The sequence below is a fragment of the Leifsonia aquatica genome, from assembly GCF_014190775.1.
Taxonomy (GTDB): Bacteria; Actinomycetota; Actinomycetes; order Actinomycetales; family Microbacteriaceae; genus Leifsonia; species Leifsonia aquatica.
Genome location: NZ_JACHVP010000001.1, coordinates 1,811,970 through 1,837,213, shown reverse-complemented (window position 1 = coordinate 1,837,213; position 25,244 = coordinate 1,811,970). Strand labels below are relative to the sequence as shown.

The window sequence follows — 25,244 nt, the reverse complement described above, 5'->3', positions numbered from 1 at the left end:
GAGGGAGTTCAATCTTCGGGATGCGCGCGTCCGCCCGTGAGGTCGCGGATCGTGTCGACGGCCTCGGTGCACCGCGCCTCCGGCAGCACGAGCGTGAGGCGCACCGATTCGCCGTACGCCGCGTCGGGCACGGTGAAACCTTCACCGTCCGCCCAGCGCCGGATGCGCTCGGCGTCCGCGTAGTTGGCGGTCACGGCGAGCGTGGTCTCCGGGATGCGCTCGATCACCTCGGCGTCGAGGAGCGCGGTGGCGATGGCGTCGGTGTAGGCGCGGACGAGTCCACCCGCCCCGAGTTTGACCCCGCCGAAGTACCGGACGACCGCGCCGAGCACGTCCTCGAGGTCGTGGTGCCGCAGCACCTCGAGGATGGGGCGGCCCGCCGTGCCGCTCGGCTCACCGTCGTCCGACATCCCGGAGTGACCGCCGGCCAGCAGCGCCCAGCAGACGTGGTTCGCGCCGGGGTGCTCCGCCCGCAGGCGCGCGATCTGCTCGGTCGCCTCCTCCCGGCCGGACACCGGCAGGGCGACGGCGAGGAACCGGCTGCGGCGCACCTCCAGCTCCGCCTGGGCGGGAGCGGCGAGCGTGTGCGGCATGCCTCCACGCTACGGGATGGGGCCGGGCGTCAGTCCTCGGCGATGCCGCCGAGGAGGTCGGCTGCGCGGCGCAGCACGTCCCGCTCCTCGTCCGTGAGGGCGGCCAGGCGCTCGCGGAACCATCGGTGCCGCTCCTCGCGCGCAACCGCGGCGAGCGTCCGCCCCTGCTCGGTCAGCGCGAACAGCACGCGGCGGCCGTCCTCCGGGTCCGGCGTGCGCACCGCGAGGCCGAGCGAGACGAGACGATTCACCGTCTGGCTCATGGAGGCCGGGGTGACGCGATCGTTCTCGCTCAGACCGCCGAGGGAGGTCGGGCCCGAGCGATGGAGGTGGCTGAGGGCGGACATCGCCGCGTCGCCGAGTTCGCCGTTCGCGCGTTCGGTGCGGAACCTCCGGTAGATCCGGGCGACCGCCCGGGTGAGCTTCTCGTCGAGATCCCGGAGAGCGTCGGTGCCGGTTGCGTCTGCCTGCATAAGTCTTTAGTATACCTAAAGAAATAGTTAACACGTCTGAACGATTTCGGGAGTCCTCACGGCCACCACCGACCGCACCGCCGCCACCACCCAGCCTTTCGAGTGGCGCTTCACCGCGCCGCTCCTCCTCGGGTCCACCCTCAACCCGATCAACAGTTCGATGCTCGCCACCGGTCTGCTCGCCATCGGCCTCGACTTCCACCTCGGGCCGGGCAAGACCGCGAGCCTGATCTCGGTGCTGTACCTGTGCAGCGCGATCATGCAGCCCACGATGGGCAAGCTGTCGACCGTGTTCGGGCCGCGGCGGGTGTTCGTGTCGGGGATCGTGATCCTGCTGATCGCGGGCGTGGTCGGTGCGGCGGCTCCCAACTTCGGCTTCCTCCTCGTCTCGCGCGCGCTGATCGGCATCGGCAGTTCGGCCGCCTACCCGACGGCGATGGCCATGGTCCGGCGGCGGGCGGACGAGCACAAGGTGGGCGTGCCGTCCCGTGTGCTCGGCAACTTCTCCATCGCCGCGCAGATCACGGCGGTCGTCGGACTGCCCCTCGGCGGCATCCTCGCGGGCGCGTTCGGTTGGCGTGCGCTCTTCCTCGTGAACGTCCCGCTGGCGCTGATCGTGCTGACCTTCACCCTGCTCGGCGTCGAGAAGGATGCGCCGCGCGAGCGCGGGGGAGTGCGGTCGTTGCTCGTGTCGGTCGATCTGCCCGGCATCGGCCTCTTCGCCGCGACGATCGTCAGCCTCCTGCTCTTCCTCTCCAGCCTCTCCGCGCCGATCTGGTGGCTGCTCCCGATCGTCGTCGTGTGCGCCGCGGCCCTGATCCTCTGGGAGCGCCGGGCGACCCGGCCGCTCATCGACGTGCGCATGCTCGGCAGCAACGGCCCGCTCCAGCGCACCTACCTGCGGCAGACCCTGTCGGCCCTCGTCAGCTACTCGACCTTGTACGGCGTGAGCCAGTGGATGGAGCAGTCGGCCGGGTACACGCCGACGCAGGTCGGTCTCATCCTGCTGCCGCTCTCGGGCATCAGCATCGTGCTCGCCCGCATCGTGTCGAACCGGGGCTGGGTGCGCAGCCCGCTGCTCCTGGGCGCTCTCGCCATCGCCGCGGCCGCCACCCTGCTGCTGCTCATGGACGCGCACACCAGTGTCTGGCTGCTCCTGCTCATGGCCGCCCTGCTCGGCGTCGCCAACGGCCTCACCGGCTTCGCCAACCAGGCCAGCCTCTACGTGCAGGCTCCGGCCGGCGAGATCGCCGTCGCGTCCGGCCTCTACCGCACCTTCGCCTACATCGGCGCGATCTTCTCCTCCAGCCTCATCGGCATCACCTTCGGCGAGGCCGCCACCGACGCCGGCCTCCACACCCTCGCCTGGGTCATGGCGGGCATCGGCATCGCGCTGCTCGTCATCACGGGGGTGGACCGGCGAATCCCGCGCGAGACGGCGGCGGAGCGGGCGTAGTTCCAGCCACGGCGACAGGCGAGGGCTCCGGCCACCCGGAGGTAGGCCGGAGCCCTCAATGCACGCGGTCCTTACACGCCGCAGGGTTTCAGTGCAGCCACGTCGCTCGAGAGCGCCGTCGTCCCGCCGATGACCACCACGTTGGTGACGTTCAACTTGTAGATCGTCTGCAGTGTGCTCTGCGCCACGCATTCCGGACGGGAGAGCAGGAGTGGGCCGCCGTTCTTGCCGGAGATTACCCCGGCCGTGAGGCCGTCCGGGTAGTCCAGGCCGGACACGATGTACGCAGTGGTCGCGGACGTGTAGGTGCGCTGTGCGACGACCGATGCCGTCTCGAACCGGTCCGAACCGTACACGCGGGCGGTATTGGGCACGATGCTGGTGAGGTTGCTGACCATCGCGTCGCTCACGCTGTTGGGGCCGCCGATCACCCGGATCCCGGTCGTGCCGAGATCGTGGATGAGCGTTACCGACGCAGCGTCGATCGCGGCGTTGGGCCCGTTGACGAGGAGCACAGGCTCCCCGTTGTAGACGGCGGTGTTGCCAGCCGCGAAGGCGTCGGTCCACGCGCCCGAGTCGACCACGAACAGCACCGGCGCCGAGGTGAACGCGCTGCGGATGGTGTTCCTGGATGTCTCGAAGCGGTCAGCCCCCGCTAGCCGGGTGACGGTCGCGTTCGGCAACTGCTGACGGATGGTCGTGAGCACCGCGTCCGGGATCGACCCCGTGCCGCTGACGACCTGCACCTTGGCCGGATTGAGCCGCTGGATCTCGGCCATCACCGTCGGCAGGATCGTCGACCCGTCGTTGAGGAGGAGCGGGCCGCCTGCCTTCGCCGCGGCCGGTCCGGCCGAGATGGCGTCGACCGAGTTCTGGCCGCTGGCCAGGTAGACGACGGGTGCCGTCGTCGGGAAGGCCGCCTGCGATAGCGCGATTGCAGTGTCATAGCGTGTGCCGCCCGAGATGCGCGAGGCCGTGGGCTTGGTGCCGCCCACGACGACCGCGCGGGTCCCCATCGAGGACTCCGCGCCCGTCGTCGAGTCGATGGCGGAAACGCCTACGGTATGTGAACCGGGGTTCGCCGCGATCGGGACGCTGAAGCCGTGGTTGCCCGTCACCCCGTAGGCGTTGTTTACGTCCTGCCGGAGAAGGTTCGCGGGCGCGATCGCGGTCCGCACACCGTCGAGATACACGGCCACGTTGATGGATGCCGACGGCGAGTCCATGTCGAGGGCCCATCCCGAAGCGGAGATGGCACCGGCGGACGGGCTGGTGGCGCCTTCGAAGTTGCCGATGGGCGCTACGTTCGCGGCGGGGATGTTCAGGCCCTGCGCCGTTCCCCGGAAATCGATGTGGTGGTGATCGCATCCAGCGCCCGTGACGAAGAACTGGTGGATGTATGACGAGACAGCGCCGTCACCGCAGAGCGCCTCGGTCCAGCTCCCGTTCGCTACCTGGGGCACGAAGCCCGCCATGAACGAGAACAGGGCGGTCGCGGAGGATGCACTGGGGCCGCCGAGACCGCCGATCGAGCCGAAGTCGATCGCGCTCGTGGGAGCGCCGCCGGTGCCCTGGACGCAGTGCACCGGGCTCCCGGGACAAGTGGCGTCGGTGGCGCCGGAGCAGTTGCGATTCAGGTCCGTTATCGTCGCGGAGCCGAAATGCCGGGCCACGATCAGGATGGTTTGGAGCGCGCGGATGTCCACGTCGCACGTCGCGGTCACGGTGCCGTTCGCAATCGCCTGGATCTCGTTGGGGAAGATCCCCGGATACTGACCGGGGATCACGATCTTGGGGCCGGCGGCCGACGACAGCCCGTTGTTGTAATACGTGACGAGCTGAGCAGCCACCGCCTGCTTCGTACTCGGGACGCTGACGCAGGCGGCGTCCGCACATTGTGCGGCCGACGCTGGCGCGGCGCTCACCACTACCCCCGAAACCACGATAAGCGCAGCAAAAATTGCCGCGAACAATCGACGCATTCTTCCCCCTATATGTATGCACTGAAGTGCGTTTGACTAGACCATGGCATACGATCGGCCCTACCAGAAGGGCTGAATTTTGGGGGATGGAATGAAACGGCTGATTCCGATATCCGCTGCGGCGATCGTCACGGCGGGGCTTTTCGCCGGGTGCGCGCCCACCTCGTCACCCGAAGGCAGGCACCCAACCAGCTCACCTGGCGCGAGTGCGAGTCACTCGCCCTCCTCCCCGTCGGCGCCTGCCGGATCGAGGGCAACCAAGGCCCCGGACGCTGGGGCCGCCGCGCCGGAAACGGCGCCTTCAGCTGGGCTCGACGAAGCGAAGAAGGCGTGCCAGGTCGTCAGCGCCGGCCTCGCCGATGGCACGATCGGAGTTCCTGCATCTGCGGAGAGCCTTGCACCGGCGACGGCTTCCGCGATCGCGGCCGAGAGCGCCGACCAGTCCTGGTCCGCCCTGGCGGCCGCGCTCAGCGACTTCGTCGAAGGCGCCACAGCGTCCCGGCCGGACGTGCAGCGAGTCAACCAGGATCTCGAGCGGCTGGACGCGCAATGCGCTCCCATCGGTGCTCCCATGCCCGCGTCATAGCCATCGGTGTCGCGCTGCCCTGTCGCGCCCGCCCAGACGGATGATGCGGCGAGACGCCTTAACGCTCCGCGTACTGGCTCGCGAGGGTCGACCAGACGATCAGCAGGTCTAGAGCCTGCCGCGGGGTGCTCGCGCGGTAGCGGATCGTGCGGACATCCGTCCGTTCCGTTCCGGGGACCAGAGCAGCGATGTCGGCGGCACCGTTGACCCGCAACTCGACCTCGATCACCAGCTCCGGCGGGATGGCGACCGGTGCGAGCCGACCGGCGGCTGCGTTCGTGACCGCCTCGCGGGCTCCGGCCGAGATCGCCGTCCGCGCCGCTGCCGGATGCAGGCTGCGCGCCGCGGTTCGGCCCACGGCCGTCTTCACCGGGACGGTCACCACCCCCGGGAACGTCCGGGCTGCGAGAGCGCAGATCGTGTCATCGCCGGTCACCAGCCCGACCGGGACGCCCATCTCGGCGGCGACGAGGGCGTTCAGCTCCGCTTCGCTGATCGAGGCACCGTTGAGGCGCACATCCGCGAACGCGGCACCGCTGAAGCTGTGCCCGAGGACTCCGGTCGGGCTCGCCGGCCCGACGTGGTAGCCGACGAACAGAACGACACCGGTCCGCGGGGAGAGCTCCTGGAGCATGTCGAGCGGCTTGGGGTCCCCGACCACGTACTCGGCGCGTGGATCGAGCTCCTCGCCGAGCAGGTTGTCGCCCGCCGCGTGGCTGTCGTTCACCACGACCGACGTGGCGCCGCCGTCGAACGCACCGGACACCGCTGCATTCGCCTCGGCCGTCATCAGCGCGCGGGCCGCCGGATAATCACGTCCGCCGGAATGCAACTGCTGAAGCGCGGCGATCCCGGCGACGCCCTCCAGATCGACCGATATCAGCACGTCCACGGCGCCACCCTACTCCCGTGAAACGGGTGCCGATGGCGCCCGGGCCGGGAGCCGGTGGCCACGCAGCGGACACGTACCCCCAGTGGGACTCGAACCCACACTGAGGCGATTTTAAGTCGCCTGCCTCTGCCAATTGGGCTATGGGGGCCCGGCGACCATCGTAGCGAGCGCCGCGGACGCGGCGGAGCGACGGGAGCAGGTGCGGGTTACTTGCCGCGGTAGGGCGACTTGACCATCTGCACGATCGCCGCGAGTGCGGTCACGCCGCCGACGAGGACGACGAGTGAGATGATTCCGATGAGAACGCCTGCCATGACGTCAACGGTACACCCGCGCGGGCCTTGCCAGTCGCACGCCGACGGGGGAGGGTGGGCCCATGATCCGGATCGGCTCGGTGGTGTGGGGTGTGCGGGATGTGCAGCGCGGGATCGCCTTCTGGACGGCGGTGCTCGGCTACGAACCGGTGTACGAACCGGACACGGATTGGGCGCTGCTCGCGCCGGTCACGGGGCACGGTCCCCGGCTGGCGTTGAAGGAGGTCGGGACCGAGACGAACCGGTCGCCGCATCACCACCTGGACCTGTACGCGGACGATCAGCAGGCGGAGGTCGCGCGCCTGATCGGCCTGGGCGCCTCCGAGGTCGAGTGGGACTACGAAGACGGCGCCGACTACGTCGTGCTCGCAGACCCGGACGGCAACCGGTTCTGTGTGGTCGCCGCCGGACCCGCCGCCCGCGAACCGGCCTGACCGATCGCCCTGACCGGCCGGCCTGACCGACCGCCCCGGACGACACTCCCGGGCGTGCGCCGGGCGTTGTGAGAGGTCCTTCAGGCCGTCCATAGCTCACACTCACGTGGGCATCGCACACTGTCCGCAGGCACCCTTTCTGGTGAGGTGTCCTCCCCCGGCCGAGGCTTGCGATCCCCCGATTTCCCGCCTCGGCCGGGTTCTCTGTCTCCGGCGCCGGCGGGCGCGATCCGGATAGGCTCGACGGGTGACTTCCGAGCGGTGCCCGTGCCTGAGCGGCCAGACGTACAACGAGTGCTGCGGGCCCCTCCACCGCGGGGAGCCCGCGCCGACGGCGGAGCGACTGATGCGTTCCCGGTTCAGCGCGTTCGCGCTCGGAGACGCACCGTACCTGCTGCGCAGCTGGCACCCCTCCACCCGGCCGGACGAGCTCGACCTCGACGACGGCCTCCGCTGGTACCGGCTCGACATCGAGCGGACGGAACGCGGGGGGCCGTTCGACCGGGAGGGCGTCGTCGAATTCGGCGCCTTCTACCGCGGCGCCGAGCGCGGCGAACTGCACGAGGCCTCCCGCTTCGTGAAGGACGGCCGCGACTGGTTCTACGTGGAGGCGCTCTAGCGTGGCCGCGAGCGGGGGCGAGACGGGCCGTCTCATCGCCTGGAGCGACGAGCTGCGGAACGTGCACACCCGCCTCCGGAACGCGTTGCGCGTCGTGCAGGACGCCATCGCGGCGGGCGAGCCCGCGCAGGCCGCGAGCCGGGACCTCCTCCTGTTCTGCCACGGCTTCTGCACGGCGCTCACCGGGCATCACGAGGGCGAGGATCGCGAACTGTTCCCGGCGATCGCCGCCGCCCATCCTGAGCTCCGGGACACTCTCGCGCAACTGACCCGTGACCACACGATGATCGCCCAGCTCATCGGCGACCTGGAGTCCGCTGTGTCGTCGGCAGCCGCACCGGAGGAACTGGAGCGGCACGTCACAGGCATCGCGGCGATCATGGAGAACCACTTCCGCTACGAGGAACGTCAGCTGCTCACCGTGCTGGAGACGCTGGCGCTCGACGCCGACCCGGCGAGCGTGCTCGGGCCGCTGTGATTCCGGCTCCTAGCGCGCGGGCTCCACGTACCGCTCCCAGAGCCACGCCGACACGCTGAGCACGGCGAACGCCAGGGCGACGACCGTCGCGGCGACCAGCCCGCTCCCGGTCTGCACGAGCGACGCGACAGGCAGGAGCAGCGCGAAGAGCAGGGTGTAGACGACGAGGCTCAGCCCCGTCCACATCAGGCGGCTCCACTGGAAGACCGCGCGGCCGGCCAGGCCGCCCAGCGGCAGGAGAGCGATGGCGCTGGACCCGAGCCCGACCATGGCGAGCGCGTTGGCGCACTCCACGACGAACGCGGACACCGCGCCCGACGGCGGCGGCAGCACACCCGTCAGCAGCCAGGCGAGCACACCGAGGGCAGCGGTGGCGGAGACCTGCACCGCGGCGATGCGCCCGCGGGAGACCCGTCCGAGCTCCGGCGCGATCGTCACGCCCAGGACCAGGCCGAACAGCAGGGCCGGCTCGAGGCCGAACAGGCGCGAACCGATCGCGGCGACGGCCACGATCACCAGCATCCCTGGCCGCACCGCCACCGGCGGAACGGCGAGACGGAGCTGTCGGGCGAGGCCGCGCGCCGAGAGCACCCACACGGCGTTCACCACCACGATCGCGATCACGACGGCGATCAGCAGCCGGATGTACGCGGCCGGATCCTTGACCGATGTCGACAGGGTGACGAGAGTAGCGGCCAGCACGCCGGTGAGCGGAGCCAGCCAGACGGGCTGGCGCGCGGATCCTGCGGCACTGGTCCCGTCACCGGCGCGGCGCCCGAGCAACGCGTCGGCCTCGCCCAGCTCGCCACGCGCGCGGTTGCGGCCGAAGATCGACGAGCGCTCGCGCGGCACGTCGTCGGCGACCGCACGCGCGGCCCGGCTGCGGGCGATCGTCGCGGCGAGCAGGCGCGCTGGCAGTACCAGCAGCACCAGGGCCGCCAGCGCCAGCAGCACGGAGCGCAGCCAGCCGGGGAAGGCCGCGGCCGAGACCACCGGCGCGGAGGCCGTGCTGAAGGGCGTCCCGATCCAGCTCTCCGCACCGGGAGGCTGCCCGCCCGCGGCAGGCGGGACGGGGGCCGTCGTCCCGGGAGGCGCGGACGGCGTGGGAGTCGGCGTCGGCGTGGGTGTCGGCTTCGGCTTGCGCGTCGCGGGAGGCGCTGCGGGAGCGCCGGCCCGCGCGACGCTCACCGCGACGGAGTTGCTGCCCGCGCTGATGTTGCCCGCCGCGTCGCGCTGGAGCGCGGTGATCAGGAAGCCGCCCTCCGGCAGTGTCCCGGAGCACGACCACGCGCCGCCCGACACGGGGGAGGTGCAGGCGACGCTGGTTCCCGCCGAGGTGTTGGCGTAGACCGTGACCGTCCCGCCGTCTTCACCGGCGCCGCCGAACGTCATCGCCTCGCCGGGGTTCACCGTGGCGCCGGGGGAGGGCGACGTGATCGTCGGAGCGGGCGGCGCAGAAGTGTCGACCACGATGGTCACCGGTGCACTGGCGGCGCTGCGCGAGCCCGAGAACGGCGCGACCTGAGTCGCGGTCACGGTGTGGCGGCCGTCGGGCAGCGAACCGGTCAGCACGCATCCCCAGGCTCCGCTGGAGTCGGCGGGGAACTGGCAGGTCGCACCGGTGTCGGCGGTGACCGTGACGCGGGCGCCGGGATACGCGGTTCCACGCACTCCACCGCCGGACGGGGTGCCGTCCGAGGCGAGGACCGGCGGGGAGAGGACGTCGACGCGCGTGGTGTCCGCCTGCCCGGTCGCGGCGGACTCGGCGCGGATGGTGACGTTCGGGCCGTCCGGGAGGGCGCGGAGGTCGCAGGAGAAGCGGCCGGAGCCATCGACGGTCGCGTCGCAGCGGTTCGCGGCGGACCCGGCGCCGCCGGCGGAGACGGCGATGGTGTCCCCGGGTTCCCCGCTGCCGCGGACGGTCAGCGGGAATCGGGTGACGAGGGCGTCGCCCGGGTCGTCGAGGGCGACGGGCGACGGAGGCGGGGTGGGGGTGCCCGATGAGGGCACCGTCGCGGAGGGCCGATCGGGGGTCGGCGCGCCGTCCGGAGCGGCGGCCGCGGGGAGGGCCGTTCCCAGCACTCCCGTCGCGACGAGGAGGAGTGCGGCGATCACGCCGGAGGCGAGCGCACGACGGCGCTGTCCAGTCGCCCCCCGCGACCGGACTGGAGGAGAAGTATCAGAGAAGTACACCCGCATTCCACCCCATTCCAGGGGGCCGCGCCATGGTGTGTCAAACCACCGGGCCGGATTTGGGGCATACTGACATCTGGGTCAACCGTCCCACTTTCTCGCGCACCGTCGCACGAGACATCCCGAGGAGACTCCGATGACGCGCATCCCGCCCGCCGCTCGTCGTACCGCCCTCGTTCAGGCTGCCCTCCGCGTGGTCGCCCGGGATGGCGTTGCCGCCGCCACTACGCGCCGCATCGTCGCCGAGGCGGGGATGCCGCTGGCGAGCTTCCATTACGTCTTCTCCTCCCGCGACGAGCTGATGGCCGAACTGGTCGAGCTCGCGGTCGCGGGGGAGCAGTCCGACCTGGAGCCGGCGTTCGACCCGCCTCCCGCCGACCTGCGCGAGGCGATCCGCAGCGGGTTGGAGCACTACTTCGAGGGCGTCCGGGCCGACCCCGATCGTGAGAAGGCCATGTTCGAGCTCACCCAGTGGGCGCTGCGCGATCCGGGCTTCGCGCCGCTCGCCGCGCGGCAGTACGAGCGCTACTACGAGGTCGCCGAACGGGCGGCCGCCGACGCCGCCGCACTCACGGGGAGCACCTGGTCCCTCCCGACGGCCGACGTCGCGCGCCTGCTCGTCACCCTGACCGACGGCCTCACCGTCGCCTGGCTCGCCACCCGCGACGACCGCGCCGCGGCCGCCACCATCGACTTCGCCGCGGGGGCGCTCGCCGCCCTGGCGACGACCGCACCACCTGCACCACCCGCACCGCCCGCACCACCCGCGTCACCCTCCGCATCCCTCCTCCCGAACGCAGGTGCCCGATGACCGACACATCCACCCCGGCGGTCTTCGCCGAACCCACGCGCCGCATCCCGGGCCGTTGGATCGCTTTCTTCGCCATCGCGTGGCTGGGGGTGTGGATGGCGCAGCTCGCGCCCATCCAGAAGCTGCTGCCCGACCAGGTGCAGACCCAGTTGCACACCACCTACTGGGTCGACAATGTCGTCGTCTTCGGCATCATCTCGGGCATCTCGGGGGTCTGCGCGATCATCGCCTACCCGCTGACCGGCGCCCTCTCCGACCGCACGACCAGCCGGTTCGGGAGGCGGCGGCCCTGGATCGCCGGCGGCGCGCTGCTCTTCGCCGTCTCGCTCCTCCTGCTCGGCCTGCAGACCTCGATCGTCGGTATCGGCGTCTTCTGGTCGCTCGCCCTGACCGGGTTCTGCGTCCTGACGGCCGCGCTCACCGCGACGATCAGCGACCAGGTGCCCGTCGCGCAGCGCGGGTACGTGTCGGGCTGGATCAGCGCCCCGCAGGCCATCGGCATCATCCTCGGCGTCTCGCTCGTCACCTACGTGTTCGTGGGCGCGGTCGTCGGCTACGCGGCGATGGCGGTGCTCCTGCTCGTCCTGGTGCTGCCCTTCCTCTTCCTGCCCGACGCCGTGCTCCCGAAGGAGCTGCGTCAGCCGATGACGGCGCGCAGCCTCATCGAGGGGCTCTGGATCAGCCCGCGCGAGCACCCGGACTTCGGGTGGACCCTGCTCAGCCGCATCCTGGTCAACTTCGGCAACGCGTTCGGCACCTCGCTGCTGCTGTACTTCCTCGAGTTCGGCCTCAAGGATCCGGACGCCGACGACGACCTCCTCATCCTGATCCTCATCTACATGGTGTTCGTCATCATCGCCTCGCTCGTCTTCGGGCGGCTCTCGGACAAGCTGGGGCGGCGCAAGGCGTTCGTCTTCCTGTCATCGGCGATCCAGGGCGTCGCCGCCCTGCTGCTGGCGTTCGTCCCCGAGCTGTCCGCGGCGATGATCGCGGCCGGCCTGCTCGGGCTCGGCTACGGCTGCTTCCTGTCGGTCGACCAGGCGCTCGCCACCCAGGTGCTCCCCGACCCGGAGAGCCGCGGCAAAGACCTCGGCATCATGAACATCGCCACCGCCGTCCCCCAGGCGATGGCGCCGCTGATCGGCGCCGGCATCGTCGCCGCGCTCGGCGGGTTCATGGGCCTCTTCATCCTGTCCGGATTGTTCGCGTTCGCGGGTGCTCTCGCGGTCGCCCGAGTGAAAGCGGTGCGCTGATGGATCTGACCACCCCGCCCACCCCCGCCCAACGCACCTGGACCACGCCGGACGTGTTCTGGCCGTCCCTGTCGGCCGCGACGACCCGGCTGGACCCGGCGCTCGCGGTGCTGCACCTCCCGGCGCTGCGCCACAACACGCATGACATGCTGCGCCGTGCGGGCGGAAAGCCCATCCGTGTCGCGTCCAAGTCGGTGCGCGTGCGCTCGGTGCTCGACGCGGTGCTCGCCCTGCCCGGCTATGCGGGCGTGCTGGCGTACACCCTCCCCGAGGCGCTCTGGCTGGCCGAAGGGGATGCCGAGCACCCGCCGATCGAGGATGTGGTCGTCGGCTACCCCACGGCGGACCGCGGTGCCATCGCGCGGCTCGCGCACTCGCCTGAGCTCGCCGCCCGGGTCACGCTGATGGTCGACTCCATCGCGCACCTCGACTTCATCGACGCGGTCGTGCCGCCCGCCGAGCGCGAGCGCATCCGCGTCTGTCTCGAGCTCGACTCCTCGTGGGACGCCCCGGTCCTCGGCCACATCGGCGTCTTCCGGTCGCCGCTGCACACCGTCGAGCAGGTGCGCGCGGTCGCCGAGGAGATCGTGCGCCGACCGGGCTTCGAGCTGGTCGGGATGATGGGCTACGAGGCGCAGATCGCCGGCCAGGGCGACAACCCGACCGGTCGCCCCGCCTGGGGTGCCACACTGCGCTGGGTGCAGAAGAACTCGCAGGACGAACTGCTCGCCCGGCGCGGGGAGGCGGTCGCGGCTGTGCGCGCGCTCGCCGACCTGGAGTTCGTCAACGGCGGCGGGACCGGCTCGCTGGAGTTCACCGGCCGGGACGACTCGGTCACCGAGATCGCGGCCGGCAGCGGCCTGTTCGGCGGTCACCTGTTCGACACCTACCGGGGATTCCGTCCCGCTCCGGCGGCCTCCTTCGCCCTGTCCGTCGTGCGGCGCCCGAGCCCGGACATCGCGACGCTTCTCGGCGGCGGGTGGATCGCGTCCGGGCCTCCCGGCACCGATCGGATGCCGAAGGTCGTCTGGCCGACCGGCCTGTCGATGGTGGACCGCGAGATGGCCGGCGAGGTGCAGACCCCGCTGACCGGCGCCGCCGCCAGCGTGATGCGCATCGGCGACCGCGTGTGGCTGCGTCACACCAAGTCCGGCGAGCTGAGCGAGCACGTCGACGTCTTCCACCTCGTGGACGTCGTCGACGGCCGCGCGACGGTCGTCGGCGAGACCCCGAGTTACCGCGGCGAGGGCAAGGTGTTCCTGTGACGGCGGTCGACGGCCGCACCGGCGTCTGGCGCAACTGGGGGCGCAGCGAGTCCATCCGCCCCCAGCGCATCGAACGGCCGGCGACCCCGGACGCGGTGCAGCGCGCCGTCGCCGCCGCCGCGAAGCAGGGGATGCGGGTCAAGGCGATCGGGGCCGGGCACAGCTTCACCGCCATCTCGGCGGCCCCGGGGGTGCTCCTCGACCTGGAGTCGATCACCGGCGTCCTGGATGTCGACCTCGAGCGCGGCCGGGTCACGCTGGCGGCCGGGACCCACCTGCACCAGCTCCCGGCCCTACTGCGCCCGCACGGTCTCGCCCTGCAGAACATGGGCGACATCGACCGCCAGACCATCGCGGGTGCGACCTCCACCGGCACGCACGGCACCGGCGGGTCGTTCGGCGGCCTCGCCACCCAGATCGTCGCGCTCACCCTCGTGACCGGCGAGGGGGAGGTGCTGCGCATCAGCGAGACCGAGAACGCGGAGCTGCTCCCGGCCGCGCGGCTCGGGCTCGGAGCGCTCGGGGTCATCCTCGACATCACCCTCCAGTGCGTGCCGGCCTTCCTGCTCCAGGCCGTCGAACGGCCGGAGCCGCTACAGGACGCTCTCGACGGCTACCTGCACCGGTCGGCCGAGGAGGACCACTTCGAGTTCTACTGGTTCCCGCACACCGAGACGGCGCTCACCAAGACCAACACCCGGCTGCCGCTCACAGAGCAGCGCGCCCCGCTCTCCGCGGTCGGGCGATGGATGGACGACGAGCTCCTCGCCAACGGCCTCTACCGGGGCGTGTGCGCGGTCGGCACCGTGGTCCCGGCGATCGTGCCGCCGTTCAGCCGGCTCGCGCAGAAGCTCACCGGCAACCGCGACTTCACCGATCACTCGCCGCGGGTCTACGTCACGAACCGCACCGTGCGCTTCCGGGAGATGGAGTACGCGATCCCGCGCGAGGCCGTTCCGGAGGCGCTCGCCGAGGTGAAGGCCCTCATCGAGAAGCGCGGCTGGCGCATCTCGTTCCCGATCGAGGTGCGCTCGGCCGCCGCCGACGAGAACTGGCTCTCGACCGCGTACGGTCGCGAGACCGGCTACATCGCCGTGCACCGCTACTACCGGGAGGACCCGAGCGCGTACTTCCACGCGGTCGAGCAGATCATGATGGCGCACGGAGGCCGCCCGCACTGGGGCAAGATGCACTACCGTGACGCGGACTCGCTGCGCACCGTGTACCCGCGGTTCGACGACTTCCTCGCCGTACGCGACCGCCTGGACCCGCAGCGCCGCTTCGAGAACGCCTACCTGCGACGCGTGCTGGGGGAGTAGGCGGCTACGCCGTCGGGCGCGGCGCGTAGGAGTACGCGTCGACCAGAAGCCAGGGTGAGCCCGCGTCGTCCTTCTCGCGCCGCAGCCGCAGCTCGACGCCCTGCGGCGACGGCACCGGGCGGCCGACCTGGAGCCGACGGACGTCGACGCCCGGGTGTCCGCCGAGCGTGAGGGCGTCGGACAGGGCGTTGCGCTGGTCGTTCTGCTTCGCGAGCAGCACGAACACCGAGACGATCCCGATCAGCGCGAGCACCGCCGTGACGAGCCCGGTGATCAGCAGCGGCGCATAGTTGTGCGCGTACAGGCCGACGAAGAGCAGCACGAGCACGGCGAACGCGCCCAGGATCGCCACGCTGAGCGCGGTGACGCCGACGGCCCGCCACGTGCGGATCGAGCCGCCGAAGGAATCAGGGAGCGCGACGCCCGATGTCGCCGGGGCGGTCACGCGAGGACCCTCGGCCATTCGGGCACGTCTCCGCTCAGGCCGCCGGTGATGGATCGCGCATTCTGCTCCGCGGTGACGGCGAGCTGGAAGATGGCGATCCCGGCGGTGATCCCGCCGAGCAGCATCCCGACGACGCCGATGATCGCCGCCGGCGCCGTGATGACGCCGACCAGGCTCAGGATGGTCTCGACCATGCTGAGGATGAAGGTGCATACGCCGACCACCGCCGCGAGCAGCGAGAGGTAGTAGTTCTCGATGGCGTCGGCCAGGTCGTCGAGCGCCGACGAGATCGGGTTCGCGTACGTGTCGATAGCGGTCACCGCGTCGTCGCGGCCGTCCACGGCGCGCACGTAGTTGCCGCTGGCCTCCCCGTCGTTCCAGTTGGAGGGGGAGGTCGAGGGCAGCTTGCCGAGGACGATGCCGGACGCGAGGTCGCGCGCCGGGGTGACGACCTTGTCGCCGATGGCGGACGCGGCGGCACGGAGCCGGTCGGGGCTTCCGACGTAGGCGATCTGCCGCTCCGCCTCCTCGAGCGACTTGCGGATCTCCTTCGTCGCCTCGTGCATCTTCTCGATGGCCTCATTGGCCAGCCGGTCGGTGACGAAGCCGGGCACCGGCAGGTGGAGGACCGTGTCGAGATACATGTTCAGCGCGGTCCGGATGATGGAGGGGCCGTTGCTGTCGATCCAGTCGAGACCCTTCTGTCCCGACTCCAGCTGCTCGACGATCTGGTCGCGGATGACGTCGACGTAGCTCATGATTCGAGCTCCTTCTCCATGCGGGTGATGTCCTCGACGGTGGCGCCGTGCGCCTTCCCGTACGCGATCGCGGTCTGCAGCAGCAGGTGCTCGAACGCGAGGAACTCGCTCTGGCCGCCGTCGATGTAGTCGGCGAGGGCCTGGCGAGCGGTCACGTAGAGCTTCGCCGCCTCCTGGCCGCCGGGGATGATCGAGAAATCGGGTGCGGCGATGGAGGGCAGTGCGGCCGTCATCCCCTTCAAGGTGTCTGCGCCGGCCTGCCACACGCTCTCGGCATCCTTCTCGAGAACGGCTCCGTTGATGACCACGGTGTCGGTCACACCGTCCCCCTTTCGTCTTCGGCGGCCACCGCCGCCTGTCGTGCGAGCTGGACGATCGCCGAGCCGAGCTCCGTCGACGGCTCGGACAGGACCCAGCCCGGCCGGGTCGTGACACCGACCGGTCGCCCGTCGACGCTCTGCAGCGTGAGGGCGCCGTCGCGGGTCGAGAACTCCTCGCGCGCTCGTCGCTCCTGCTGCGCGGATGCGGACGCGATCAGCGCGTTCAGCCGGCGGGCGAGCGCTCGCGGGTCGCCGGAGACGCCGATGGCCGGGCTCACGATGAGCGCCGCCTCGAGCTGGGCGAGGAGCTGGGCCTCGGTGAGCTGCTTGCGCGCCTCCGCATCGATGCGGAGATAGGCCAGCACGCCGTCCTCGCCGTACTCGGCGGTCACGGCTGGAGGTCCGAAGCCCTCCGCGAGCTGGGCGCGCGACGACGCGAGGAAGGCGGCGAGGTCGGCCTGCACGGCGCGCGCCTCGGCGAGCAGCCGCCGCGACCGTGCCGCCGGGTCCGCATCGAGTCCGGGCCTCACTTCCACAGGGCCGCCACCTCCGCACGCGCGGCGAGGTGCCGGTTGACCGCGTTCTCGGCGGCGGACGCGGACCGGTCGAGCGCCGCGTTCAGCGCGCTCAACGAGGCCGTCCATTCGGCGTGGGCCCGGTCGTAGGCCGCCGAGGCCTCTCCGGTCCAGGAGGAGCGCAGGCGTGCGGCCTGCTCGTCCAGGGTGGACAGTTCCGTTTCGATGTCTCGGACGGCAGAGCGCAGCTTGTCGACAAGAGCCCCCATGCCGCCGAGTTCCATTCCGTACTCGACGCTCACGGTGATCACCCTAGCCCGGTGTCTCCGGCGCTGCCCATCCGTGCCAGCACGGTTCAGGGCGTTCGGCGCTGGAGCGTCAGCGCGCCCAGCACCACGGCGCCGAGCGCGAACGCGCCGATGATGAGCAGCTCGCCGCCGACGTACGCCGCGTCATGCGAGTCGGTCGCGACGGCGTTCAGGGCGTCGATGGCGTGGGAGAGCGGGAGCCAGTCGCTGATCGCGTGCAGCACATCCGGGAGCTGGTCGCGCGGGAGGAAGACCCCGCCGAGCAGCACCTGTGGGAAGACGATGACGGGCATGAACTGCACCACCTGGAACTCCGTGCGCGCGAACGCGCTGACGAAGAGGCCGAGCGTCGTCCCCAGGATGGCGTCGGCCACCGCCACGGCGAGCGGCAGCCAGACGTTCCCCGCGATGTCGAGCCCGCAGACCCAGACGGCGAAGCCGACGGCGACGCACGACTGGACGATCGCCAGCAGCGCGAACGCGAGCGTGTAGCCCAGGAGGAAGTCGCCCTTGCCCAGCGGCATGGAGAGAAGGCGCTCCAGCGTGCCGGTCCGCCGCTCCCGCAGCGTGGTGATGCTCGTCACGAGGAACATCACGATGAAGGGGAAGAGCGCGAGCATCGCCGGCCCGATGGTCTGGAACACGTCCGTGTCGGTGAAGATCCACGCCACGAGACCGGTCAGCAGAGCGGGGACGAGGACGAGGAGGCCGATGGTGCGCGGATCGTGCCGGATCTGCGTGAGCACCCGGCCCGCGGTGGCGAACGTGCGCGTCGCGTTCATCGCTCGTCCCCGTCCGGCAGCTGGTGGCGCGGATGCCGCCGGCGCAGCAGGGCGAGGAACGCACCCTCCGCATCCACCGCACCGGTCTCGGCGAGGAGCTCGTCCGGTGTGCTGTCCGCGATGACGGCGCCCTCCCGCATCAGCAGGAGGCGGTCGCAGCGGGTCGCCTCGTCCATCACGTGGCTGGAGATCAGGAGGCTGGTGCCGCCCTCCGCGAGGCGGTGGAACAGGTCCCAGAGGTCGGCGCGGAGCAGCGGGTCGAGGCCGACGGTCGGCTCGTCCAGGACGAGGACGTCGGGGGAGCCGAGCAGGGCGGCGGCGAGGGAGACCCGGCTGCGCTGTCCTCCCGAGAGCGTGGAGACGAGCTGGGCGGCGTTCGCGCCGAGGTCGGTGGCCGCGATCGCGCTTGCCACGTCGTCGGCGCCCGCTCCCAGCACCCGGCGGAAGTACTGCAGATTCTGCGTCACGGTCAGGTCGTCGTAGACGCTGGCGGCCTGGGTGACGTAGCCGACCCGGTGCCGCAGCGCCGCGGTCCCCGCCGGTTGCCCGAGCACGGTCACCGTGCCGCCCGCCACACGCTGCACGCCGACGATCGAGCGCATCAGGGTGGTCTTGCCGCAGCCGCTCGGTCCGAGCAGGCCGACGACCTGGCCGCGGGGCACGCTGATCGACAGCCCGTCGAGCACCAGCGCCCGCCCGCGCTTCACCCGCAGGCCGTCCATGACGACGGCGGCATCGGCGGGCGTCTCCGTGCCGGGCGAGTAATTCATCATGTGGTGAATTATTCGCCCGTGCGCACCGCCGGGTCAAGAGCGGCGGCTAGCCGAGGGGCGTTCCGAACAGGTGCCACTGCAGCACCGGGCCCACCCGGCGCGCCAGCTCGTCCGCCGACGCCGCCGCCACCGGCTCCAGCTTCAGCACGTAGCGGGTCATGATGAGGCCGACGATCTGCGCCGCGGCCAGATCGGCGCGCAGCTCGGCGTCGTCCGCGCCGTCGTTCAGGGCGGCGAGACGGGAGAACACTTCACGGGTCAGGAACTCGCGCACCATGCGCGTCCCGGGACCGCTGCCGAGCGCCGTGCGGAGCACGACGACCATCCGTCCCGCGGCCGGGCCGTCGTCGAGCTGCTCGCACAGGTAGCGGACGAGGCGCTCGCCGATCTCCTCGCGCGGGGCGCTGAGCACGACGTCCAGGACCCGGTCCGGGCGCAGGGGTGCCTCCAGGGCGGCGGCGAACAGGTCCGCCTTGCCGTCGAAGTAGTGGTGGACGAGGGCGGAGTCGACGCCCGCTCGCCGGGCGATCGCGCGCAAGGAGGCGGCCTCGTAGCCGCGCTCGACGAACTCCTCCGCGGCGGCGCGCACGATCGCGTCGCGTGCGGACGCCGCCCCGCGCGCCTTGCGCGGACGCCCTCTGCCGCGCCGCTCGGCCACCTCGCTCACGCGTCCATTGTGCACCCCGGCGTCGTTCGCGCCGCCGGGATCTCGGAGGTGCCCGCCACCTAGCTTTGAGAGTCATGGGAACGCGGTGAGAGGCCCGGCGACCGCCGTTAGGATGATCGTGCGCCCCAACCGTCCGCGCCCCCACGCAAGGAGTACCCGAAAATGGAATGGCTCATTCCGGTCATCATCGTCGTCGTGATCGTCGCGATCATCGGGATCTACCTGTGGGCCACCTACAACTCCCTCGTGACGCTCAAGGTGCGCGTCGACGAGGCGTGGAGCGACATCACGGTGCAGCTCAAGCGTCGTGCCGACCTCATCCCGAACCTCATCGAGACGGTCAAGGGCTATGCGGCGCACGAGAAGGGCGTCTTCGAGGCGGTGACCCAGGCGCGCGCCGAGACGCTGTCCGCCCAGGGCCCGGCCGACGCGTCCGTGGCCGAGGGCCACATGCAGTCCGCTCTGAAGAGCATCTTCGCGGTGGCCGAGGCGTACCCGCAGCTGCAGGCGAGCCAGAACTTCCTCCGGTTGCAGGCCGACCTGGTCGACACCGAGGACAAGATCCAGGCGTCGCGCCGGTTCTACAACGGCGGCGTCCGCGAGTTCAACACCAAGATCAAGGTGTTCCCGAACAACCTCTTCGCCCGCCGCCTGGGCTTCAGCGAGCGCGACTTCTTCGAGGTCGACAACCTCGCCGCGATCGCCGAACCTCCGCGCGTCCAGTTCTAGGGCCTCGATGTACAGAGCGATCGCCAGGAACAAGCGCAACACCGTCTTCATCATCCTGCTGTTCCTGATCATCATCGGCGCGCTCGGCTGGCTGGCCGCGTACCTCTACAACAGCTGGACGATTTTCATCGTCATCGTGATCGGCGCCGTGCTCTTCTCGGTGTTCCAGTACTTCATGGCGAGCAGCCAGGCGCTCAGCATGTCGGGCGCCGTGCAGATCACGAAGGCCGACAACCCGCGGCTCTGGAACGTCGTCGAGAACCTCTCGATCACGACCGGGACGCCGATGCCGGCGGTCTACATCGTGAACGATCCGGCACCGAACGCCTTCGCGACCGGGCGCGACCCGGAGCACGCCTCCGTCGCCGCGACCACCGGGCTGCTCGACATCATGACCGACGCCGAGCTCGAGGGCGTGATGGCGCACGAGCTCGGGCACGTGCGCAACTACGACATCCGGCTCTCGATGATCGTCTTCGGGCTGACCGTCGCGATCGGCCTCGTCGCCGACATCTTCATGCGCATGGCGTTCTTCGGCGCCATCGGTGGTAACAACCGCGGCGGGAACAACAACAACGGCGGCGGTGGAGGCGGCAACCCGGTCATCCTCGTCTTCGGCCTCGTCGCCGCGATCGTCGCGCCGCTGCTCGCCACCCTCATCCAGCTGGCCGTCTCGCGTCAGCGCGAGTACCTGGCCGACGCGACGGGGGCGATGACCACTCGTCACCCGGACGCGCTCGCGAGCGCTCTGCTCAAGCTGGAGACCTACGCGCAGCCGATGCGCAAGCAGAACACCTCGATGGCGCACCTGTGGATCGCCGAGCCGCTCAAGCCGAGCCTGATGAGCCGCCTGTTCAGCACCCACCCGCCGATCCCCGAGCGCGTCGAGCGCCTCGAGAAGATGGGTGCCGGCTTCTAGCCCTGCCGACATTCGGCACGAATCGCGCGAATGCGGGAGCGATACCCCGCATTCGGCACGAATCGCGCGTCAGAGCGCCGTCGCGAGCGCGGGGACCAGGTCGCCGCGTGCCTCCGTGGAGATCTCCACGCCGCCGAGCCCCTGCCACGCCGCCGTCTCGGCGAGCAGCGGTGCGAGCCGCTCCACCGTCGCCTCCGGAGCGCCCGGCTCGGTCCACGCCGACTGCACCCGGAGCACGCCGGCCTGGCGGTCGCTCTTGAGGTCGATGCGGCCGACGAGAGCGTCGTCCAGCAGGATCGGCAGCGAGTAGTAGCCGAAGATCCGCTGCGGAGCCGGGGTGTAGATCTCGATCCGGTAGTGGAATCCGAACATCCGCAGCGCGCGGTCGCGATACCAGACCACGGGGTCGAACGGGGAGAGCAGGGCTGCGGCCTCCACGTGCCGCGGCTTGCGGGCATCCCGGTGCATCCAGGCCGCCGCGGGCCGACCGGCCGACTCCCATCCAGGCACCCGGACCGGGATCAGCTCGCCGGCGTCCTCCAGGTCGCGGATCGCGGTCATCGCGGGCGCGACCTTGATGCGGTAGTAGTCGGCGAAGTCCTTGGCGGTGCCGATGCCGTGCGCGACCGCGGAACGCCGGATGAGCTCGCGCACCGCGTCGTCGGTCGTGACGGAACGGTCGAGCACACGCGCATCGAGGACGTCCTCGACGAGGGCGTACCGGCGCTGGAAGCGGGTGCGGCCCGCGATGGCGACCTCGCCGAACAGGAAGAGGAACTCGAGCGCGCGCTTGACGGCCGACCAGCCCCACCACGGCCCGGTGCGGGTGTTCGCATCGTGCTCGATCTCGCTCGCGGCGAGGGGGCCGTTCGCCGCCAGCTCCCGGCGCAGCCACTCGACCGTCTCGCGGTTGGCCTCGAACCAGCTGTCGGCGGCGCCGTACCTCCGACGGTACGACTCCATCCGCCAGCGGAACAGCGGCCAGTCCTCCTTGCGCATGAACGCGGCCTCGTGCGCCCAGTACTCGGTGTGCGGGCCGCGGGCGTCGAACGTCAGCCGGTCGAGCAGCGAGCGGTCGTAGGCGCCGAGCCGGGCGAAGGCGGGGAGGTAGTGGCTGCGCTCGAAGACGTTCACGGAGTCGATCTGCAGCAGGTTGAGCCGGTCCACCAGGCCGTTCAGCTGCCGGGTACCCACCACCGCAGGCCGCGGACGCCCGAAGCCCTGGGCGCCGAGCGCGATGCGACGCGCGAGCGCGGGGGAGACGACGTCGGGGGAACGGAGTTCGGCGGAGACCAGTGCGACCACGGGTCGACCCTATCGAGGACGGCCGACACCACGAGTTCACCTGCGCGTCACCGCTCGCTGGCCGGCGCGTCTCCCGCGCTGCCTACCGTGACAGTCGGACCGGGCGCACGCCCGGTCTAACCCGTGCACTGGAGGATATTCCGTGATCAACAAGCGCGCACGCGTCGCCGGCCTCGCGGCCGCGGCCACCGTGGTCGCCCTTTCGCTCGCCGCCTGCTCGGGCGGAGCGGACGCAAGCAGCACCGCCGACAGCAACAAGGCAGCCACCGCCACCGACGTCGCCTCGGCCGGCGGCATGGACGCACTCGTCGCCGCCGCGAAGAAGGAGGGCAGCCTCAACATCATCGCGACCCCCGGCGACTGGGCGAACTACCAGGAGATCTTCGACGGCTTCACCAAGAAGTACGGCATCACGATCAACCCCAGCCAGGACAGCGCCTCCAGCCAGGAGGAGATCGACGCCGCCAAGAAGCTCAAGGGCCAGGACACCGCGCCCGACACCTTCGACATCGGCTCGTCCGTCGCACTCGCCAACACCGAGTACTTCGCGCCGTACAAGCCGACCGGCTGGGACGACATCCCCGCCGACCAGAAGGAGAAGGACGGCCTCTGGAAGGTCGGCTACTACGGCGTGATGGCGGTCGGTTACGACGCCAACAAGATCAAGACGCCGCCGAAGACCTTCGACGACCTCCTCAAGCCCGAATTCAAGGGTGCCGTCGCTCTCAACGGCAACCCGACCCAGGCGGCCGCCGCGGCCGGTGCGGTCGCGTGGGCGACCCTCCAGGCCGGCGGCAGCCTCGACGACCTGACGACCGGCGTCGACTGGTTCTCCAAGCTGAAGGCCGCGGGCAACTGGAACGCCGCCGACGGCAAGCCGAACACCATCGCCTCGGGCGAGACCCCCGTCCTGCTCGACTGGTCGTTCAACCAGAAGGGCTACACGACCTCCGACACGATCACGTCGGGCGGCATCGACTGGAAGTACGTCGTCCTCCCCGGCAAGGCGTACGTCGGCTACTACAACCAGGCCATCAACAAGGACGCCCCGCACCCGGCGGCCGCGCGCCTGTGGGAGGAGTACCTCTACAGCGACGCCGCTCAGAACGCATGGCTGAAGGGCGGCGCCTACCCGGCCCGCGTCGACGCCATGGAGAAGGCCAAGACGCTCGACACCAAGGAGTTCCCGGGCAAGCTGGACGAGGTCGCCGTGATGACGGAGAAGCAGGCCACCGACGCCGGCACGCTCCTCAACTCCACCTGGGCCAACGCGGTCGGCTGATGACCCGCACCCTCGCTGACGCCCCGGCGTCGGCGGTCGACAGCGCTGCCGCCGGGGCTACCCGGCGGCAGCCGCCGTCCGGCCCCCGGCCCGAGCGTCCCCGCCGCCGGCCGCGCGGCCTCGTCGCGGCGCTCGGGCTGACCCCCTTCGCGTTCTACGTCGTGATCTTCCTCGCCGTGCCGACACTGGTCGCGGTGGGCAGCGGCTTCGTGGACGGGGAGGGCCGGTTCACCTGGGCCAATCTCAGCGGCCTCGCCGAGCCCGCCATCGCCGGCTCGTTCTTCGGCGCCTTCTGGCTCTCGGCCGTGACCGCCGTCGTCGGCGCGATCGCCGGCGCCGCCCTGTGCTTCGCGCTCCTCGGCTCGCGTCCCGGCGGCTTCGGCCGGTCCCTGGTCGACTCGGCCAGCAGCGTCCTGGCCCAGTTCGGCGGCGTCATGCTCGCGTTCGCGTTCATCGCGACGATCGGCGCCCAGGGCCTCGTCACGGTGCTGCTCCGCAACCAGTTCCACATCAACATCTACGAGAACGGCGTCTGGCTCTACACGGTGCCCGGCCTGATCCTCCCGTACCTCTACTTCCAGATCCCGCTCATGGTCATCACCTTCCTCCCGGCGCTGGAGGGGCTGCGCCCGCAGTGGCTTGAGGCGACCGCCACCCTCGGCGGCAGCCGCTGGACCTATTGGACCCGCGTCGGCGGCCCGATCCTGTTGCCGTCGTTCCTGGGCAGCCTCCTGCTCCTGTTCGCCAACGCCTTCTCGTCGTACGCGACCGCTGCCGCGCTGGTCGGGCAGGCGAACAACATCGTCTCCCTGCAGATCCGCCAGGCGCTCATCAGCGAGACCGTGCTCGGCCGTGCGAACCTCGCCGGTGCGATGGCGCTCGGGATGCTGGTCGTCATGGTCGTCGTCATGCTCGCGTACTCGGCGCTCGTGCGCCGTACCGCCCGGTGGCAGCGATGAGCCGGCGCGCCGCGCAGTTGCGGCTCGGCCCGGGGCCGGTCGCGCGCACGATCATCTGGACGCTGCTGGGCCTCTTCTTCCTCATCCCGCTGCTCTCGATGCTGGAGTTCACGCTGCGCACCGCGAAGCCCGGCGTGTACAGCTTCGACCGGTGGGAGGCCGTCTTCAGCGGCGGGACCACCCGCTACGACCGCGTCTACCAGGGCCTCGGCAACTCGCTGGTGCTCGCGGTCGTGACGGTCGCGATCGTGCTCCTCGTCCTCCTGCCCACGATGGTGCTGGTCGAGCTCCGGTTCGCCCGGCTCCGGAGGGTGCTGGAGACCGTCTGCCTGCTGCCGATCATGATCCCGGCGATCGTGATGGTCGTCGGCTTGGCGCCGACGTACGCCGTGGTCACGCAGATCTTCGGGTCCGGCACCTGGACGCTCGCGTTCGCCTACGGGATCACCGTCCTGCCGTATGCCTACCGGGCGATCCAGAGCAACGTCGCGGCCATCGACCTCATCACGCTGAGCGAGGCGGCCCGATCGCTGGGCGCGGGATGGGGCACCGTGTTCTGGCGCGCGATCGTGCCGAACCTGCGGCGCGGCATCCTCGCCGCCTCCGCGCTCTCGGTCGCCGTCGTGCTCGGCGAGTTCACGATCGCCTCCCTGCTCAGCCGGGTGAACCTGCAGACCTCGCTGCTGCTGGTCTCGCAGTCCGATCCGTTCGTCGCGGTCATCTTCGCTCTCCTCGCGCTGGTGTTCGCCTTCGTCCTCCTTGTCGTCGTCGACCGCCTCGTCGCGGCCCGGCGGCGCACCGCGAAAGGTTAGGC

General features: G+C 70.8%; 27 protein-coding genes and 1 tRNA gene. 13 read left to right on the top strand and 15 right to left on the bottom strand.

What is annotated here, in order from left to right:
- Positions 1-8: 8 nt before the first annotated feature.
- Positions 9-593 (bottom strand): IMPACT family protein, encoded by a 585-nt coding sequence (locus tag FHX33_RS08820; protein ID WP_021758291.1) that lies wholly within the window; start codon positions 591-593, stop codon positions 9-11.
- Positions 594-622: 29 nt separating this feature from the next.
- The gene (locus FHX33_RS08815; RefSeq protein ID WP_021758290.1) at positions 623-1,066 is read right to left on the bottom strand and encodes a MarR family winged helix-turn-helix transcriptional regulator; all 444 of its coding nucleotides are present in this window, start codon (positions 1,064-1,066) and stop codon (positions 623-625) included.
- Between the two features lie 43 nt (positions 1,067-1,109).
- On the opposite strand from FHX33_RS08815, the gene FHX33_RS08810 reads away from it, so the two are divergent.
- Complete coding sequence (locus FHX33_RS08810) at positions 1,110-2,522, top strand: MFS transporter (protein ID WP_051336903.1); 1,413 nt, start codon at positions 1,110-1,112, stop codon at positions 2,520-2,522.
- 71 nt (positions 2,523-2,593) lie between these two features.
- On the opposite strand, the gene FHX33_RS22115 is transcribed toward FHX33_RS08810, so the two are convergent.
- From FHX33_RS22115 to FHX33_RS08795, 3 genes are all read right to left on the bottom strand, one after another.
- Positions 2,594-4,372: a cell wall-binding repeat-containing protein gene (locus FHX33_RS22115; protein ID WP_039921171.1), complete on the bottom strand. Its 1,779-nt coding sequence runs from the start codon at positions 4,370-4,372 to the stop codon at positions 2,594-2,596.
- Positions 4,373-5,148: 776 nt separating this feature from the next.
- Positions 5,149-5,982: a M55 family metallopeptidase gene (locus FHX33_RS08800; RefSeq protein ID WP_021758284.1), complete on the bottom strand. Its 834-nt coding sequence runs from the start codon at positions 5,980-5,982 to the stop codon at positions 5,149-5,151.
- A gap of 74 nt (positions 5,983-6,056) precedes the next feature.
- A tRNA-Leu gene (locus FHX33_RS08795) sits at positions 6,057-6,130 on the bottom strand.
- Between the two features lie 228 nt (positions 6,131-6,358).
- Here FHX33_RS08795 and FHX33_RS08790 point away from each other — a divergent pair.
- The 3 genes from FHX33_RS08790 (at position 6,359) to FHX33_RS08780 (ending at position 7,827) form a co-directional block, all read left to right on the top strand.
- Positions 6,359-6,730 (top strand): VOC family protein, encoded by a 372-nt coding sequence (locus FHX33_RS08790; protein WP_021758282.1) that lies wholly within the window; start codon positions 6,359-6,361, stop codon positions 6,728-6,730.
- 247 nt (positions 6,731-6,977) lie between these two features.
- The gene (locus tag FHX33_RS08785) at positions 6,978-7,349 is read left to right on the top strand and encodes a YchJ family protein (protein WP_021758281.1); all 372 of its coding nucleotides are present in this window, start codon (positions 6,978-6,980) and stop codon (positions 7,347-7,349) included.
- Between the two features lies 1 nt (position 7,350).
- Positions 7,351-7,827, top strand: a complete 477-nt coding sequence (locus FHX33_RS08780) for a hemerythrin domain-containing protein (protein ID WP_021758280.1) — start codon at positions 7,351-7,353, stop codon at positions 7,825-7,827.
- Between the two features lie 9 nt (positions 7,828-7,836).
- Here FHX33_RS08780 and FHX33_RS08775 read toward each other — a convergent pair whose 3' ends face one another.
- Entirely contained in the window at positions 7,837-9,942 is a 2,106-nt protein-coding gene (locus FHX33_RS08775) for a hypothetical protein (protein WP_183428354.1), read from the bottom strand.
- 214 nt (positions 9,943-10,156) lie between these two features.
- Between FHX33_RS08775 and FHX33_RS08770 the strand changes: the two genes are divergently transcribed.
- From FHX33_RS08770 to FHX33_RS08755, 4 genes are read left to right on the top strand one after another with little or no spacing between them, the layout of a single operon-like run.
- Positions 10,157-10,831: a TetR/AcrR family transcriptional regulator gene (locus FHX33_RS08770; RefSeq protein ID WP_021758150.1), complete on the top strand. Its 675-nt coding sequence runs from the start codon at positions 10,157-10,159 to the stop codon at positions 10,829-10,831.
- Complete coding sequence (locus tag FHX33_RS08765; protein WP_021758151.1) at positions 10,828-12,084, top strand: MFS transporter; 1,257 nt, start codon at positions 10,828-10,830, stop codon at positions 12,082-12,084. The genes FHX33_RS08770 and FHX33_RS08765 overlap by 4 nt, the downstream gene beginning before the upstream one ends.
- Complete coding sequence (locus FHX33_RS21555) at positions 12,084-13,349, top strand: amino acid deaminase/aldolase (RefSeq protein WP_021758152.1); 1,266 nt, start codon at positions 12,084-12,086, stop codon at positions 13,347-13,349. The genes FHX33_RS08765 and FHX33_RS21555 overlap by 1 nt, the downstream gene beginning before the upstream one ends.
- Positions 13,346-14,668: a D-arabinono-1,4-lactone oxidase gene (locus tag FHX33_RS08755; protein WP_021758153.1), complete on the top strand. Its 1,323-nt coding sequence runs from the start codon at positions 13,346-13,348 to the stop codon at positions 14,666-14,668. Before FHX33_RS21555 ends, FHX33_RS08755 begins: the two co-directional genes overlap by 4 nt.
- Before the next feature lie 4 nt (positions 14,669-14,672).
- Here the strand turns inward: FHX33_RS08755 and FHX33_RS08750 are convergent, their stop codons facing one another.
- Genes FHX33_RS08750 through FHX33_RS22110 form a run of 8 tightly spaced genes read right to left on the bottom strand, consistent with a single transcriptional unit; the run spans position 14,673 to position 19,236 of the window.
- Entirely contained in the window at positions 14,673-15,113 is a 441-nt protein-coding gene (locus tag FHX33_RS08750) for an SUR7/PalI family protein (protein ID WP_155828960.1), read from the bottom strand.
- Entirely contained in the window at positions 15,110-15,871 is a 762-nt protein-coding gene (locus tag FHX33_RS08745; protein WP_021758155.1) for a hypothetical protein, read from the bottom strand. The genes FHX33_RS08750 and FHX33_RS08745 overlap by 4 nt, the downstream gene beginning before the upstream one ends.
- Complete coding sequence (locus FHX33_RS08740) at positions 15,868-16,191, bottom strand: hypothetical protein (protein WP_021758156.1); 324 nt, start codon at positions 16,189-16,191, stop codon at positions 15,868-15,870. Before FHX33_RS08740 ends, FHX33_RS08745 begins: the two co-directional genes overlap by 4 nt.
- A complete protein-coding gene (locus FHX33_RS08735) occupies positions 16,188-16,727 on the bottom strand; it encodes a hypothetical protein (RefSeq protein ID WP_179701757.1) in 540 nt (179 codons plus the stop codon). The genes FHX33_RS08740 and FHX33_RS08735 overlap by 4 nt, the downstream gene beginning before the upstream one ends.
- Positions 16,718-17,008 (bottom strand): WXG100 family type VII secretion target, encoded by a 291-nt coding sequence (locus FHX33_RS08730; protein ID WP_155829037.1) that lies wholly within the window; start codon positions 17,006-17,008, stop codon positions 16,718-16,720. Before FHX33_RS08730 ends, FHX33_RS08735 begins: the two co-directional genes overlap by 10 nt.
- A 53-nt stretch (positions 17,009-17,061) precedes the next feature.
- Entirely contained in the window at positions 17,062-17,796 is a 735-nt protein-coding gene (locus tag FHX33_RS08725) for an ABC transporter permease (RefSeq protein ID WP_021763300.1), read from the bottom strand.
- Complete coding sequence (locus tag FHX33_RS08720; protein ID WP_021763301.1) at positions 17,793-18,569, bottom strand: ABC transporter ATP-binding protein; 777 nt, start codon at positions 18,567-18,569, stop codon at positions 17,793-17,795. Before FHX33_RS08720 ends, FHX33_RS08725 begins: the two co-directional genes overlap by 4 nt.
- 46 nt (positions 18,570-18,615) lie before the next feature.
- A complete protein-coding gene (locus FHX33_RS22110; protein WP_338092008.1) occupies positions 18,616-19,236 on the bottom strand; it encodes a TetR/AcrR family transcriptional regulator in 621 nt (206 codons plus the stop codon).
- 162 nt (positions 19,237-19,398) lie between these two features.
- Here FHX33_RS22110 and FHX33_RS08710 point away from each other — a divergent pair, with 162 nt between their 5' ends.
- The gene (locus FHX33_RS08710; protein ID WP_021762881.1) at positions 19,399-19,965 is read left to right on the top strand and encodes a LemA family protein; all 567 of its coding nucleotides are present in this window, start codon (positions 19,399-19,401) and stop codon (positions 19,963-19,965) included.
- A gap of 7 nt (positions 19,966-19,972) precedes the next feature.
- Positions 19,973-20,884 (top strand): M48 family metalloprotease, encoded by a 912-nt coding sequence (locus FHX33_RS08705; RefSeq protein ID WP_021762880.1) that lies wholly within the window; start codon positions 19,973-19,975, stop codon positions 20,882-20,884.
- A gap of 69 nt (positions 20,885-20,953) precedes the next feature.
- On the opposite strand, the gene FHX33_RS08700 is transcribed toward FHX33_RS08705, so the two are convergent.
- Positions 20,954-22,180 (bottom strand): winged helix-turn-helix domain-containing protein, encoded by a 1,227-nt coding sequence (locus tag FHX33_RS08700; RefSeq protein WP_039922114.1) that lies wholly within the window; start codon positions 22,178-22,180, stop codon positions 20,954-20,956.
- 151 nt (positions 22,181-22,331) lie between these two features.
- On the opposite strand from FHX33_RS08700, the gene FHX33_RS08695 reads away from it, so the two are divergent.
- From FHX33_RS08695 to FHX33_RS08685, 3 genes are read left to right on the top strand one after another with little or no spacing between them, the layout of a single operon-like run.
- Entirely contained in the window at positions 22,332-23,471 is a 1,140-nt protein-coding gene (locus tag FHX33_RS08695) for an ABC transporter substrate-binding protein (protein WP_021762878.1), read from the top strand.
- On the top strand, positions 23,450-24,430 hold the full coding sequence (locus FHX33_RS08690) for an ABC transporter permease (RefSeq protein WP_183428445.1): 981 nt from the start codon (positions 23,450-23,452) through the stop codon (positions 24,428-24,430). The genes FHX33_RS08695 and FHX33_RS08690 overlap by 22 nt, the downstream gene beginning before the upstream one ends.
- Positions 24,427-25,242 carry an ABC transporter permease gene (locus FHX33_RS08685; RefSeq protein WP_021759136.1) on the top strand — a complete coding sequence of 272 codons (816 nt, stop codon included), beginning with the start codon at positions 24,427-24,429 and terminating at the stop codon, positions 25,240-25,242. Before FHX33_RS08690 ends, FHX33_RS08685 begins: the two co-directional genes overlap by 4 nt.
- Positions 25,243-25,244 lie beyond the last annotated feature (2 nt).

Excerpts from the sequence above, each read along its gene's own strand:
- FHX33_RS08820 (WP_021758291.1), bottom strand. The coding sequence starts at position 593 with ATGCCGCACACGCTCGCCGCTCCCGCCCAGGCGGAGCTGGAGGTGCGC.
- FHX33_RS08770 (WP_021758150.1), top strand. The coding sequence starts at position 10,157 with ATGACGCGCATCCCGCCCGCCGCTCGTCGTACCGCCCTCGTTCAGGCT.
- FHX33_RS08705 (WP_021762880.1), top strand. The coding sequence starts at position 19,973 with ATGTACAGAGCGATCGCCAGGAACAAGCGCAACACCGTCTTCATCATC.
- FHX33_RS08685 (WP_021759136.1), top strand. The coding sequence starts at position 24,427 with ATGAGCCGGCGCGCCGCGCAGTTGCGGCTCGGCCCGGGGCCGGTCGCG.
- FHX33_RS21555 (WP_021758152.1), top strand. The coding sequence starts at position 12,084 with ATGGATCTGACCACCCCGCCCACCCCCGCCCAACGCACCTGGACCACG.
- FHX33_RS08790 (WP_021758282.1), top strand. The coding sequence starts at position 6,359 with ATGATCCGGATCGGCTCGGTGGTGTGGGGTGTGCGGGATGTGCAGCGC.
- FHX33_RS08815 (WP_021758290.1), bottom strand. The coding sequence starts at position 1,066 with ATGCAGGCAGACGCAACCGGCACCGACGCTCTCCGGGATCTCGACGAG.
- FHX33_RS08725 (WP_021763300.1), bottom strand. The coding sequence starts at position 17,796 with ATGAACGCGACGCGCACGTTCGCCACCGCGGGCCGGGTGCTCACGCAG.
- FHX33_RS08745 (WP_021758155.1), bottom strand. The coding sequence starts at position 15,871 with ATGAGCTACGTCGACGTCATCCGCGACCAGATCGTCGAGCAGCTGGAG.
- FHX33_RS08765 (WP_021758151.1), top strand. The coding sequence starts at position 10,828 with ATGACCGACACATCCACCCCGGCGGTCTTCGCCGAACCCACGCGCCGC.
- FHX33_RS08710 (WP_021762881.1), top strand. The coding sequence starts at position 19,399 with ATGGAATGGCTCATTCCGGTCATCATCGTCGTCGTGATCGTCGCGATC.
- FHX33_RS08720 (WP_021763301.1), bottom strand. The coding sequence starts at position 18,569 with ATGATGAATTACTCGCCCGGCACGGAGACGCCCGCCGATGCCGCCGTC.